The organism is Azospirillum formosense (assembly GCF_013340925.1).
GTDB classification, from domain to species: Bacteria; Pseudomonadota; Alphaproteobacteria; order Azospirillales; family Azospirillaceae; genus Azospirillum; species Azospirillum formosense.
This window is the reverse complement of record NZ_WHOR01000174.1, coordinates 1-12,196: the sequence shown is the minus strand read 5'-3', so window position 1 is coordinate 12,196 and position 12,196 is coordinate 1. Positions and strand designations below refer to the sequence as shown.

The 12,196-nt window shown below is 66.9% G+C and carries 12 protein-coding genes; 5 read left to right on the top strand and 7 right to left on the bottom strand.

Features of this window, described 5'->3' with window-relative positions; genetic code table 11:
• Nucleotides 1-904 (bottom strand): flagellin (locus GBZ26_RS20000; RefSeq protein WP_425599357.1); only part of this gene is annotated, 904 nt, incomplete at its 3' end.
• Nucleotides 905-1,284: 380 nt separating this feature from the next.
• On the opposite strand from GBZ26_RS20000, the gene GBZ26_RS19995 reads away from it, so the two are divergent.
• Nucleotides 1,285-1,752, top strand: coding sequence for a RidA family protein (locus GBZ26_RS19995; RefSeq protein ID WP_174440345.1), 468 nt, complete (start codon nucleotides 1,285-1,287; stop codon nucleotides 1,750-1,752).
• Nucleotides 1,753-1,853: 101 nt separating this feature from the next.
• Entirely contained in the window at nucleotides 1,854-3,074 is a 1,221-nt protein-coding gene (locus GBZ26_RS19990) for a GNAT family N-acetyltransferase (protein WP_174440344.1), read from the top strand.
• Between the two features lie 7 nt (nucleotides 3,075-3,081).
• On the opposite strand, the gene GBZ26_RS19985 is transcribed toward GBZ26_RS19990, so the two are convergent.
• Entirely contained in the window at nucleotides 3,082-3,558 is a 477-nt protein-coding gene (locus GBZ26_RS19985; protein ID WP_174440343.1) for a nucleoside deaminase, read from the bottom strand.
• 180 nt (nucleotides 3,559-3,738) lie between these two features.
• On the opposite strand from GBZ26_RS19985, the gene GBZ26_RS19980 reads away from it, so the two are divergent.
• The gene (locus GBZ26_RS19980; RefSeq protein WP_174440342.1) at nucleotides 3,739-5,049 is read left to right on the top strand and encodes a pentapeptide repeat-containing protein; all 1,311 of its coding nucleotides are present in this window, start codon (nucleotides 3,739-3,741) and stop codon (nucleotides 5,047-5,049) included.
• A 3-nt stretch (nucleotides 5,050-5,052) separates the two neighbouring features.
• On the opposite strand, the gene GBZ26_RS19975 is transcribed toward GBZ26_RS19980, so the two are convergent.
• A complete protein-coding gene (locus GBZ26_RS19975) occupies nucleotides 5,053-6,165 on the bottom strand; it encodes a CaiB/BaiF CoA transferase family protein (RefSeq protein ID WP_174440341.1) in 1,113 nt (370 codons plus the stop codon).
• Between the two features lie 152 nt (nucleotides 6,166-6,317).
• Here GBZ26_RS19975 and GBZ26_RS19970 point away from each other — a divergent pair, with 152 nt between their 5' ends.
• Nucleotides 6,318-6,509 carry a YegP family protein gene (locus tag GBZ26_RS19970; RefSeq protein WP_119509150.1) on the top strand — a complete coding sequence of 64 codons (192 nt, stop codon included), beginning with the start codon at nucleotides 6,318-6,320 and terminating at the stop codon, nucleotides 6,507-6,509.
• Nucleotides 6,510-6,587: 78 nt separating this feature from the next.
• On the opposite strand, the gene clpA is transcribed toward GBZ26_RS19970, so the two are convergent.
• From clpA to GBZ26_RS19950, 4 genes are all read right to left on the bottom strand, one after another.
• Nucleotides 6,588-8,903 carry an ATP-dependent Clp protease ATP-binding subunit ClpA gene (gene clpA / locus GBZ26_RS19965; protein ID WP_035672029.1) on the bottom strand — a complete coding sequence of 772 codons (2,316 nt, stop codon included), beginning with the start codon at nucleotides 8,901-8,903 and terminating at the stop codon, nucleotides 6,588-6,590.
• An 8-nt stretch (nucleotides 8,904-8,911) separates the two neighbouring features.
• Nucleotides 8,912-9,238, bottom strand: a complete 327-nt coding sequence (clpS, locus tag GBZ26_RS19960; protein WP_035672033.1) for an ATP-dependent Clp protease adapter ClpS — start codon at nucleotides 9,236-9,238, stop codon at nucleotides 8,912-8,914.
• A gap of 466 nt (nucleotides 9,239-9,704) precedes the next feature.
• On the bottom strand, nucleotides 9,705-10,190 hold the full coding sequence (locus tag GBZ26_RS19955) for a phasin family protein (RefSeq protein WP_035672036.1): 486 nt from the start codon (nucleotides 10,188-10,190) through the stop codon (nucleotides 9,705-9,707).
• A gap of 269 nt (nucleotides 10,191-10,459) precedes the next feature.
• On the bottom strand, nucleotides 10,460-10,996 hold the full coding sequence (locus GBZ26_RS19950; protein ID WP_094305950.1) for a phasin family protein: 537 nt from the start codon (nucleotides 10,994-10,996) through the stop codon (nucleotides 10,460-10,462).
• A gap of 423 nt (nucleotides 10,997-11,419) precedes the next feature.
• Between GBZ26_RS19950 and GBZ26_RS19945 the strand changes: the two genes are divergently transcribed.
• Nucleotides 11,420-12,181, top strand: a complete 762-nt coding sequence (locus tag GBZ26_RS19945; protein ID WP_174440340.1) for a proteasome-type protease — start codon at nucleotides 11,420-11,422, stop codon at nucleotides 12,179-12,181.
• Nucleotides 12,182-12,196: the final 15 nt, after the last annotated feature.

The following is a 12,196-nucleotide window of genomic DNA, read 5'->3' as shown; positions in this document are numbered from 1 at the left end:
CGGTGTAGGTGAAGGTCTGGTCTTCGACGGTGATGGTGAAGCTGTCGCCGGCTTCGATCGTGCCGCCCAGAGTCACCTGGGTGATCTGCGGGGTGCCCGTCTTGGCCGCCGTCGTCGTGTTGGCGGCCATGGTCTGGGTGTTGTCGAAATAGGTGATCGTGCGCGACTCGTTGCCGTCCGTGATGATGAAGGACCGCTCGCGGCCCGAGGCGCCGCGGACCTCGATCTGCACGTCGGAGAAGCTGCCGAGCGAGGTGGTCATCGTGCCGGACAGCTTCAGGCCGACCAGGCCGTGGGCCATTTCGGCGCTGTTGATCTCGCCGGCCGCGCCCTCGATGGAGCCGTCGCCCTTGATGCGCACCGTGTAGGTGTCGGCCGACACCACGTTGGTGATGCGGGCGTTCTCGATGCCCTGAATGGTGTTGACGGCGCGGCGCGACTCGCTGGTGGAGTCCATGCGCATGCCGTTGCCGGCCAACAGGTTCTTGCCGGCATAGCCGCTGTCGCCGGCCAGCTTGTCGATCTGCTCCTTCAGCGCGTTGAACTGCGAGGCGAGCGTCTTGCGGGTGGCGACTGCACCGGCGTCGGTGCCCAGAGCGGAATAAGCGGCGGTGGTCAGGCCGCGCGCCTGCTCGATCATGCTTTCAATCGCGGTCACGCCCTTGTCGGCGGCCTTGATGGTGCTGATCGACTGACCCATGGCGTCCTTCAACGACGACAGGTCACCGGCGCGCTGGGTCAGGCTCTTCGCTGCGAAGAACGAAGTCGGGCCGTCGAGCGCCGAGTTGATCTTGTTGCCGGTCGAGAGGATGTTCTGCTTGACACCGATCTTGTCGTTCACGCTCTGCAACTGCAGCAGATTCGTGCGCATTGACGCGGTGAGAGTGACGTCGTTGATGGCCATGGTTCCAAGTCTCCTTCTGAGGCTCGCCCCGCGGCTGGTGCTTGAAACCGAAGCGAGGCAACGTGCATTTGCGCGGTCCACCTCTATCAAGACCCGTGCCAATTCGCGGATCTTCCAGTAAGTTGTTGATTTAGTTGGGCGTCCTTGGGGCTTGCGCGGTGGGCCGATCATGGCCGGCCGGCCGGTCCTTCCCACGGCGGCGGAAAGTTTTGCCGGGCAGAAAGGGTGTTGCGCTTCGGACTCCGGGACAAAACTACCCAGTTGGGGGCGCCGGCAGGGTGCCGGTAAGCTCTTGGTGTCGGCGGAGCAGGGGGCTATCGTCGGGGGGCGCCACCCATCAGGGCAGTCTCGGCGCCCGCAACGAAGACGGAGGGATGAGCATGGCCGGACGCATCGAGGCGCGGCTGAAGGAATTGGGGATCGAGCTGCCGCAGGCGGCGGCCCCGGTGGCGGCCTATGTGCCCTACACGCAGTCGGGCAACACGCTCTACGTGTCGGGGCAGGTTACCGTGTGGAACGGCGAGCGCCGCTTCATCGGCAAGCTGGGCCAGGACTTCACGGTGGAGCAGGGGCAGCAGGCGGCGCGGCTGTGCGCTCTCAACATCATCGCCCAGGCGAAGGCGGCCTGCGGCGGCGATCTCGACCGGGTGACGCGTGTGCTGCGGCTGGGCGGATTCGTCAACGGAACCCCGGACTTCCACGACCAGCCGCTGGTCATCAATGGCGCATCGGAACTGATGATGCAGGTGTTTGGCGACGCCGGGAAGCACGCCCGCGCCGCGGTCGGCGCTCCGTCGCTGCCGGGCAATGTGGCCGTCGAGGTGGACGCCATCCTGGAGTTGGCCTGATCGGGGCTCCGGATCGGGGGAGGGGTGGGCCTCTTGCCGCAACGCGGAAAAGCGCCCACCTCCCTCGGCGTGCCCGCGACGGAGCCCGCGAAGGAGAGAACATGCCTGACGGCAAGGACACCGGCCCCGGCGCCGCCCCCGCCCCCGAGGTCGGGGAGACCATCACCGTCAAGGTCCTGACCGGCATCGGCCAAGCCGATCCCCAGGAATGGGACGCCTGCGCCGGGCCGGACAACCCGTTCCTCAGCCACGCCTTCCTGCTGGCGCTGGAGGAGTCGGGGTCGGCCATCGGCCGCACCGGCTGGCAGCCCAGCCACCTCATCGCCCTCGACGGGGCGGGGCGGATCATGGGCGCGGTGCCGCTCTATCTGAAGAACCATTCCTACGGCGAGTATGTCTTCGACCACGCCTGGGCGCACGCCTATGAGCGGGCGGGGGGGCAGTATTATCCGAAGCTGCAATGCGCCGTGCCCTTCACCCCGGTGCCGGGACCGCGACTTCTGGTCCGGCCCGGCGCCTCGATCCAAGGGATGGAGGCGGTCGCCAGCGCCTTGATCCAGGGGATGGAGGAGGTGGCGCGGCGTTACGGAGTCTCCTCCGTCCATGTCACCTTTCCGGAGGAGGCGGACTGGCGCCGCCTCGGCGCGGCCGGCTGGCTGCTCCGCGAAGGCGTGCAGTATCATTGGGAGAACCGCGGCTATGCCAGCTTCGACGACTTCCTGGGAACCCTGAACAGCCGCAAGCGCAAGGCCATCCGCAAGGAGCGCCGCGAGGTGGCGGAGAGCAGCGTCCGCCTGCACAGCCTGACCGGCGCCGACCTGAAGCCGGAGCATTGGGACGCCTTCCACCGCTTCTATCTGGAGACCGCCGACCGGAAATGGGGCGGCGGCTATCTGAACCGCGCCTTCTTCCGCCTTCTGGGCGAGACCATGGCCGACCGGGTCATGCTGGTGATGTGCGAGGATGGCGGGGAATGGGTGGCTGGCGCCTTGAACCTGATCGGGACCGACGCCCTCTATGGACGCAACTGGGGTTCCGACGGGAGCTACCGTTTCCTGCATTTCGAGGCGTGCTACTACCGCGCGCTGGACTTCGCCATTGAGCGCGGCCTCGGCCGGGTCGAGGCCGGCGCCCAGGGGGAGCACAAGATCCAGCGCGGCTATCTGCCGGTGCCGACCTACAGCGCCCACTGGGTGGCCGACCCCGGCTTCCACCGCGCCATCGCGGACTATCTGCGCCGCGAGCGGCCCGGCGTGGCGGCGGAGCGGGAGGCCCTGATGGAGTTGTCACCCTACCGCCAGGATGGCGTGTCGGAGCAATAGGGCCGGATCAGTAAGGAATGCGGTCGGGACGGGCGGCCCACTCGTCGAAGACGGCGCGCGCCTCATCGGCCAGCAGACGCTGCATGGGGATCGCCCGCTGCTCCAGCGGCAGGGCGATTTCCGTGTAGAGGAAGGCGTCGTCGAAACCGATGGACGCCGCGTCGTCGCGCGCGTTGGCGTAAACGATGCGTTCGATCCGTGCCCAGTAGATGGCCGACAGACACATCGGGCAGGGCTCGCAACTCGTGTAGACGGTCGCTCCGGCGAGGCTGAAGCTGCCGAGGTCGCGGCAGGCGTTGCGGATGGCGACCACCTCGGCGTGCGCCGTCGGGTCGTTGCTGGAGGTCACGCAGTTCCAGCCCTCGCCGATGATCCGGCCCTCCCGCGCGATGACCGCGCCGAAGGGCCCTCCGGCGTTGCCCTGCATGTGTGTGCGGCTGAGCGCGATGGCGCGGCGCAGGCACTCCGTGTCGAAACTCGTCATGCTTTCCCTCTCCCAAACCCTAACCGCGTTGTCGTTCAATCGTTTAGTGTCCGTTTCACAGCTCTGGCCCGGCATGCGCCCGCGGCATTGCAGGGGTGGCGGACGATTGGGGATTTCTCCTTTACTGCCCCCGCGCAATGCGTAGTGTGGGCGGGACCAGCTGACCGACGGACCCGCCCGATGACCGACCGCACCATGGAGTTCCTGAAGCAGGTGCGGGACCATCTATTCTATCTCAAACTTAGGCCGGGCGGTGTGCGCCTTCAGGCGAAAGGCGTCGATCTGTCGAGACTGCGGCTGAAGGGCTTCAACCTGCAAACGGCCGTCCTCACCCAGGGCAACTTCTCCGATGCCCAGCTCGAAGAGGTCAGCTTCGCCATGGCCGACCTGTTCGGGGCGAATTTCAGCCGGGCGAAGCTGGTGGGCTCCTCCTTCGCGCGGGCGGACCTGCGCGGGGCGAACTTCCTCAAGGCCGACCTGACCCGCACCGACTTCGAGGGGGCGGACCTGCGCCCTGGCCAGATCCTGGTGCACCGCGCCGGGGGGGAGGACGAGGAGGAGCGGCGGCCCGCCAACCTGAAGGACGCGCGGCTGGACGGCGTCAGCTTCAAGGGCGCCGACCTCAGCCATGCCGAACTGGCCAACGCCTCGACGGCCGGCGGCGACTTTAGCAACGCCAACCTGTTCGCCGCCAATCTGGCCGGGGCCGACCTGACCGAGGCGAACTTCAGCGGGGCCAAGATGAAGCGCGCCGTGCTCAACGGCGCCAACCTGAGCCGCGCCATCCTGCGCAACGCCGACCTGCGCGAGGCGACCCTGCGCAACGTCGACCTGACCGTCGCCGACACGCAGGGCGCCAACCTCAGCGGCGCCGTCTACATGCGGAACGCCGACGCCCTGCCGGCGCCGGTGCGCAGCGTGCTGGACGCCCACATCCTGTGGATCAACAGCGGCGGCGGGGCCGGGCTGCGGGCGGACTTCACCGGGATGGACCTGCGCGGGCTGGACCTCACCGCCTGCGATCTGTCGGGCGGGGTGTTCCGCGACGCCAACCTGGACGAGGCCCGGCTGTCCAACGCCTCCCTCTCGCTGGCCGATTTCGGCGGGGCCACCCTGCGCCGGGCGCGGCTGGACCAGGCGGTGCTGACCGGGGCGAATCTGAGCGGGGCCGACCTGACCGGAGCGGACCTCCACGGCTCCGACCTCGGCATGGTGGACCTGCGCAACCCGGACGGCACGCCGACCGGGCGGAGCTGGCCGGCCAACCTGACGGGCGCCACCCTGACCGCCGCCGATCTGCGCGGCGCCCGGCTGACCGGGGCCAAGCTGGCCGGCGCCGGCTTCGAGATGGCCAACCTCGCCTCGGCCGACCTGCGCGGCTGCGACGAGGCGGCGGCGAACCTGTCGAAGGCCAGCCTGATGGGCGCGCGCCGCGGCCCGCTGGACGCGCGGCCGCCGCGCGATGGCGGCGGCCCCCTCATCGCCCTGTAGCCCTCACCTCCAGGCGGCGAGCACCGCGGCGGCGGTGGATTCTCGCAAAGGCGCGCGCTCGGGCGGGGTGCCGCCATCGACGCGCAGGCCCATCAGGGTCTCCACCAGCGGCTCCGGCCCCGGCGTGACGCGGATCTGGCCGCGCGCGGCGATGTGCGGGTGATCGGGCATCTCCGCCAGGGTCGGCAGCGCCTCGAAGCAGCAATCCACGGGATCGAGCAGCGCCTTCCAGTCGGCGAGACTACGGCTGGCGAACAGGGCGTCCAGCTCCGCGATCAGGGCGGTCTGGGGCAGCGGGTCGCCCTGCCGGGCGGTCCAGTCGGGGCGTCCCACCGCCTCGCAGAAGCCTTGCCAGAATTTCGCCTCCAACGCCGACAGGGTGGCGAAGCGGCCGTCGGCGGTGCGGTAGATGCGGTAGCAGGCCGCCCCGCCGGACAGCAGCGCCTCGCCGCGGCGGGGGACCTCTCCGCGGGCGTCGGCGGTCAGGTTGAAGCCCTGCCAGCCCAGCACCGTCTCCATGATCGACAGGTCGAGGAAGCAGCCCTCGCCGCTGCGCTGGCGCCCGAACAGGGCGGCGACGACCGCCAGCGCCGCCTGCTGGGCCGAGGCGAAATCGGCGACCGGCGGGTGGCTGATCGAGGGGCGGTCCGGCGTGCCTGAGGAATCCAGCCCGCCGCCCACCGCCATATAGTTCAGGTCGTGGCCGGCCCGCCGGGCGTAGGGGCCGTTGCTGCCCCAGCCGGACAGGCTGGCGTGGACCAGCCGCGGATTCAGCGCGCGCAGCCGGGCGTGGCCGACCCCCAGCTTGTCCAGCACGCCGGGGCGGTAGCTTTCCACCAGGGCATCGGCCCCGGCGATCAGCGTCTCGAAGGCGCCGCGGTCGCCCTCGTCCTTCAGGTTCAGGCGGATGACGGTCTTGCCGGCGTTGAGGAGCTTGTAGGCGGCGGTCGTGCCGTCGGCGTCGGTGGGCCCCATCTGGCGCAGCGGGTCACCGCTCGGAGGCTCCACCTTCACCACCTCGGCGCCGAGGTCGGCCAGCATCTGCGCGGCGTAAGGGCCTGGCAAATACTGGCCGAGATCGATGACGCGCAATCCGCTCAGGAAGGGCAGGGGCATGGTGCGTTTCCTTGTTCTTCGTTTTGGGGCTTCGTTCCGGTGGCGCCGCCGGGGACGAGTGTCCGCGATGGGGCGTTCGGAATGCAACCGTCGACCCTTCACGTTTGTGCCGCCTCCACCGTCGATATCAGACCGATGGCGAGGAGGAAAACATGTCCACGGGCAAGGCTCCCAAGTACAAGGTCTACAAGGATCACCGCAACGAATGGCGCTGGACCTTCCACGCCGCCAATGGCGAGACCATCGCCGTCAGCAGCGAGGGCTACACGGCCGAGCGCGACTGCCTGCACGGCATCGCCCTGATGAAGAGTTCGAACGACGCGGTCGTTCTGGTCGAGGAGTGATCGCCCGGCGATCCAGAAGCCGGGCAAAAAGAAAGGGGGCCTTGCGGCCCCCTTTTTCGCGTTCCGTGCGACGCGGCGTCATTCCGCCAGTTCGTGCACGACCTCGTCCTCGTCCTCGTCGCCGGAGCGCCGCTTGCGCGAGCCCTCGGTGTAGTCGAAGGCGGGCTTGTCGTCCTTCACGGTGACCTTGACCAGGCCGCCCTTGGCGAGCTTGCCGAACAGCAGCTCCTCCGCCAGCGGCTTCTTCAGGTGCTCCTGGATCACGCGGCCGAGCGGGCGCGCGCCGTAGAGCGGGTCGTAGCCCTTCTTGCCCAGCCACTCGCGGGCCTGATCGTCGAGTTCGATCGTGACGCCGCGGTCCTCGAGCTGCGCTTCCATCTGCATGATGAACTTGTCCACCACGCGGTTGATGACCTCCTGGGTCAGCGGCGCGAAGGGGATGATCGCATCCAGACGGTTGCGGAACTCCGGCGTGAACAGCTTCTCCACCGCTTCCATGTCCTCGCCGACCCGACGCTCGCGCTCGAAGCCGATGGCCGGCTTGGCCATGTCCGAGGCGCCCGCGTTGGAGGTCATGATGAGGATGACGTTGCGGAAGTCCACCGTCTTGCCGTTGTGGTCGGTCAGCTTGCCGTGATCCATGATCTGCAACAGGATGTTGAACAGATCCGGATGGGCCTTCTCGATCTCGTCGAGCAGCAGCACGCAATGCGGATGCTGGTCGATGGCGTCGGTCAGCAGACCACCCTGGTCGAACCCGACATAGCCCGGAGGGGCGCCGATCAGGCGGGAGACGGTGTGCCGCTCCATGTACTCCGACATGTCGAAGCGGGTCAGCTCAATGCCCAGCGTGAGGGAGAGCTGGCGGGCCACCTCGGTCTTGCCGACGCCGGTCGGGCCGGTGAACAGGTAGTTGCCGATCGGCTTCTCCGGCTCGCGCAGGCCGGCGCGGGCCAGCTTGATGGCGGAGACCAGCGCGTCGATGGCCTTGTTCTGGCCGAAGACCATGGTCTTCAGGTCGCGCTCCAGGTTGAGGAGCGTCTCCTTGTCGTCGCGGCTGACCGACTTCGGCGGGATGCGGGCGATCTTGGCGACCACCGCCTCCACGTCCTTGACGGAGATCTTCTTCTTCCGCTTGTTCTCCGGCAGCAGCATCTGCGCGGCGCCGACCTCGTCGATGATGTCGATGGCCTTGTCCGGCAGCTTGCGGTCGCCGATGTACTTCGCGGACAGCTCCACCGCCGAACGGATCGCGTCGTTGGTGTAGCTCACCCGGTGATGCTTTTCGTAGTAGGTCTTGATCCCCTGGAGGATCTTGATCGCATCCTCGACCGTCGGCTCGTTGACGTCGATCTTCTGGAAGCGCCGGACGAGCGCCCGGTCCTTCTCGAAATAGTTCCGGTATTCCTTGTAGGTCGTCGAACCGATGCAACGCAGCGAGCCGGAGGCGAGGGCCGGCTTCAGCAGGTTCGAGGCGTCCATCGCACCGCCCGAGGTCGCACCGGCGCCGATGACCGTGTGGATCTCGTCGATGAAGAGGACGGCACCTTCCGTGGCCTCCAGCTCGGAGACGACGGCCTTGAGGCGCTCTTCGAAATCGCCGCGGTACCGCGTACCGGCGAGCAGGGAGCCCATGTCGAGCGCGAAGATGGTGGCGCCCTTCAGCACCTCCGGAACCTCGCCATGGACGATGCGGCGGGCCAGCCCCTCGGCGATGGCGGTCTTGCCGACACCGGGGTCACCGACATACAGCGGGTTGTTCTTCGACCGCCGGCACAGGATCTGGATGGTCCGTTCGACCTCCTGCTCCCGTCCGATCAGCGGATCGATCTTCCCGCTGGCCGCCTTCTTGTTCAGGTTGACGCAATAAGCCTCTAGGGCTTCGCTGCCTTTCTTCACGACCTTCTCCGCCGCCGCGTCCTCGTCGGCTCCGGTAACGCGCTTCGCTTCCGAGCGGCCCGGGGCCTTCGCGATTCCGTGAGAGATGTAGTTCACCGCGTCGAAACGGGTCATCTCCTGCTCCTGCAGGAAATAGACCGCGTGGCTTTCGCGTTCAGAGAACAGGGCGACGAGCACATTTGCTCCCGTCACCTCTTCACGCCCCGACGACTGGACGTGGATGGCCGCGCGTTGCAGCACCCGCTGGAAGCCAGCCGTCGGCTTAGCATCATCGGGCCTGTTCGTGATCAGGTTCGCAAGCTCGTTGTCGAGGTAATCCGAGAGTTCGGCGCGCAGGCGGTCCAGATCGACCCCACAAGCGCGCAAGACGGCCATTGCATCGGCATCCTCGGTCAATGCGAGCAGCAAGTGTTCGAGCGTCGCGTATTCGTGCCTGCGCTCGTTCGCATGGGCCAGGGCTCGGTGCAGCGTCTGTTCCAAGTTACGCGACAGCATCTGTGGCCTTAATCCTTTTCTAGCGTACATTGCAGCGGATGCTGGTTCTGGCGCGCAAAGTCCATAACCTGCGTGACTTTCGTCTCCGCCACTTCGTAGGTGAACACGCCGCACAAGCCCACACCCCGCCGGTGCACATGCAGCATGATCCGTGTCGCCTCCTCGCGCGACTTGGCAAAGAAGCGCTCCAAGACATGAACGACGAATTCCATAGGTGTGTAGTCGTCGTTCAACATCAAGACCTTATACATCGAGGGCTTTTTAGTCTTAGGCTTGGTTTTGATGACCACGCCCGTAGTGGTGCCCTCGTCGCCGTGTTTGTCGTTTTCGGCCATGGTCTCAACAGGTCAGCATCGCGATGTACGTCGCATGAATGATATGAGAACTCCGGGCGCGGTGGGAAGGGGCCGTTTTCGGTGAGTCCCCATTTGGGAGAGGCCCATTCGGAACGAAACCTGCCCGGCTACCTCGGAATTGGTGGAAAACAACCGCTTTGCGGCAGAATTGCCGCACCGGCGTGCCAAAAATGGCACGACCGGCGCCCGGTGCCGGCATCCTGTAGATGCCCATTGCCCGAAAACAAACAAGCCCGGCGGTTTGCACCGCCGGGCTTTCCCGGAACTTCACAATGCCGTGAGGCGGCAGGATTTAAAGCGGTACCGCCTTGCGCCGTCCACGCCCCCGGACGGTAGCGTCCCGGGGGCGATGGAGGTGGGAGCCGCCCCGGCCTCGCGGCCAGGTCTATGGAATTGCTGACTCCGGGTCATTTTGTCTCAGGCAGACGTCTGGGGCCGGCCTGGATCAGGCGGCCTTCGCCGCGACCGGCTTGGACAGCGTCTCGACCGTGACCTGGAGGCGGTCGTTGATCGGCGCAAAGGCGTCCTTGGCGGTCTTCAGCGACAGTTCCTGCAGCTTGGCGCTCTCCTTGACGAAGGTCTCGAAGCTCGCCTTGGCGAAGCTGCTTTGCAGCTCGACCAGCTCCTGGATGGTCTTGACGGCCAGCAGGGCCTTGCCGGTGGCGGCGCTCTTCTCCAGCGAGGACTGGGTGAAGGAAGCGACCTGCTTGCCGGCTTCCTCGGCGCCCTTGGCGACGATGGTGCCCGACTTCACGACGGCGTCGACGTTGCCCTTGGTCAGGGCGGTCAGCTCGTCGAAGCCCTTCAGGATCTGCGCCGAGGCCTTCTCGAACTGCTCCTGCTGGGACTTGACCAGACCGTCCACGTTCTGCTTGGCGGCGGACACGGCGTCTTCGAAGGTCTTGGTGGCGGCGGCAAACTTGTCGGTCATGGAACGGCTCCTCGAATTTCATCGGGTTGACCCGCGCCGGACCCACCGATTGGCGACCGCGCGGATGATCCGACCAACGACCCCGTGGCTTCGGGCGTCGGGTCGATGCTGCAATGCAGCATGACTAAACTTAGGGCAGGGTTCGGCGCCTGTCAACGGGATTTTGTGCACCGCACAAAAACTTTGGCGCGTCCCGGCCGGCCCCTTCACGCGCGGAGCCCGGCCGCCGGGAAAACGGCCGGGCTCCGTGGTTCCGCCGTGGTGGCGGATCAGGCCGCGATCGGCTTGGAGAGCGTGCTGACGGTGACCGACACGCGGTCCTTGAGCGGGGTCAGGGCCGCCGTGGCGACGCGGGTGCCGATGCCCTGGAGGCGGGAGGACTCCGCGACGAAGGCGTCGAAGCTGGCCTTCACATACTCGCTCTGGAGATCGACGACCTCCTTCAGCGACTTCGCGGTCAGCAGGGCCTTGCCGGTGGTGACCGACTTGTCGAAGGAGGCCTGGGCGTAGGCGGTCACCTCGCGGGTCAGCTCCTCGGCGCCCTGGGTGGCGATGCTGCCGCTCTGGATCAGCGCCTCGACGTTGGCCTTGTTCAGGGCCTGAAGCTCGGCGGAAATCTTCAGGAGTTGGGCGGACAGCTTCTCGACCTGCTCCTTGGTGGCGGAGGCGGTCTGTTCGAACGTCTTCGCGGCCTGCTCCTGGCCGGCCTTGACGAAGCCCTCGACCTGCTCCTTGGCCTGGGCGGCGGCGCTCTCGAACGCCTGGGTGGGGGCGGGGGCCGGCTTGGCCTTCGTCACGGTCGTCATGCCTTGCGTTCCTTCCTTCGTCGAAGCCCGGCGCGCATCAACCCGGACCGGCGGACCGTCCGCCTGCGGGGCGCAGACCGGCTGCGTTGGGTGTGGTCCGGACCGAAGCCGGACCGGAAAAATGCTGCAGTGCAGCAATGGCTAAACTATGGGCAGATGTCCGTGGAGTCAACAAAGAATCTTGTGCGTCGCACAATATATCAGTTGAGCCCGGTCCCTTTGCTTGGCGGGTACGGCGCAAGCTCCACCGTTCCGCCCAATGGGAAATCCGATCCACTTCGGCTCGACTGGGCGGAGCCTTTACGAAAGCTTTACCGCCAATCCTGCCCAATCATACCCTGCCCGCCGAAGGGACGCGCTTCGGCCAAAGGTCAGACCAACCGCGGCGGAACGTCGCAGCTTTCAGTTCGGGAACGTTCTTTCATGACCTATTGCCTCGGCATCAAGACCCGCGACGGCCTGATCGGCCTGTCGGACGGGCGCATCACCAGCGGTTCGCAGCTGTCGTCCGCGCGCAAGGTGACCATGGTGGGCAGCGGCGGCGACCGCTTCTTCATCCTGAATTCCGGCCTGCGCAGCGTGCGCGACAAGACGCTGGCCTACCTGCGCCGCGACATGTCCCGGCGCCGCGGCGAGACCTACCCGACCATGCTGGACGCGCTGTCGGCCTTCACGGCCTGCCTGCGCCAGGTGGCGGCGGAGGACAAGGAGGCGCTGGAGGCGTCCAAGCTGGCCTTCAACCTGCACGCCATCATCGGCGGCCAGCTCGCCGAGGACCGCGAGCCCTACATGTTCCTGGTCTATCCGGAGGGCAACTGGATCGAGGTGGACGAGCGCACGCCCTACCTGTCGATCGGTGCCACCGCCTACGGCAAGCCGATCCTCGACCGCGCGCTGTCCTACGGCACGGACATGCGGACGGCGCTGAAGATCGCCTACCTGTCCTTCGACAGCACGCGCTTCTCGTCCAACGACGTCGGCTTCCCCATCGACATGGTGACCTTCAACGCCCAGGAGCGGCTGTGGCGCCAGTCGAACTTCGACTATGACGATCTGGTCGAGCAGCGCCTGTGGTGGAACCGGAACATCACCGAACTGGCCCGGCGGATGCCGGACGGTCCGTGGGTGGACACGCTGCTGGCCGCCGGCGCGCGGGCGGATGTCGCTGAAGAAGAGGTGTTCTGAACCTTTGCCCCCACC

Excerpts from the sequence above, each read along its gene's own strand:
- GBZ26_RS19995 (WP_174440345.1), top strand. The coding sequence starts at position 1,285 with ATGGCCGGACGCATCGAGGCGCGGCTGAAGGAATTGGGGATCGAGCTG.
- GBZ26_RS19990 (WP_174440344.1), top strand. The coding sequence starts at position 1,854 with ATGCCTGACGGCAAGGACACCGGCCCCGGCGCCGCCCCCGCCCCCGAG.
- GBZ26_RS19985 (WP_174440343.1), bottom strand. The coding sequence starts at position 3,558 with ATGACGAGTTTCGACACGGAGTGCCTGCGCCGCGCCATCGCGCTCAGC.
- GBZ26_RS19980 (WP_174440342.1), top strand. The coding sequence starts at position 3,739 with ATGACCGACCGCACCATGGAGTTCCTGAAGCAGGTGCGGGACCATCTA.
- GBZ26_RS19975 (WP_174440341.1), bottom strand. The coding sequence starts at position 6,165 with ATGCCCCTGCCCTTCCTGAGCGGATTGCGCGTCATCGATCTCGGCCAG.
- GBZ26_RS19970 (WP_119509150.1), top strand. The coding sequence starts at position 6,318 with ATGTCCACGGGCAAGGCTCCCAAGTACAAGGTCTACAAGGATCACCGC.
- clpA (WP_035672029.1), bottom strand. The coding sequence starts at position 8,903 with ATGCTGTCGCGTAACTTGGAACAGACGCTGCACCGAGCCCTGGCCCAT.
- clpS (WP_035672033.1), bottom strand. The coding sequence starts at position 9,238 with ATGGCCGAAAACGACAAACACGGCGACGAGGGCACCACTACGGGCGTG.
- GBZ26_RS19955 (WP_035672036.1), bottom strand. The coding sequence starts at position 10,190 with ATGACCGACAAGTTTGCCGCCGCCACCAAGACCTTCGAAGACGCCGTG.
- GBZ26_RS19950 (WP_094305950.1), bottom strand. The coding sequence starts at position 10,996 with ATGACGACCGTGACGAAGGCCAAGCCGGCCCCCGCCCCCACCCAGGCG.
- GBZ26_RS19945 (WP_174440340.1), top strand. The coding sequence starts at position 11,420 with ATGACCTATTGCCTCGGCATCAAGACCCGCGACGGCCTGATCGGCCTG.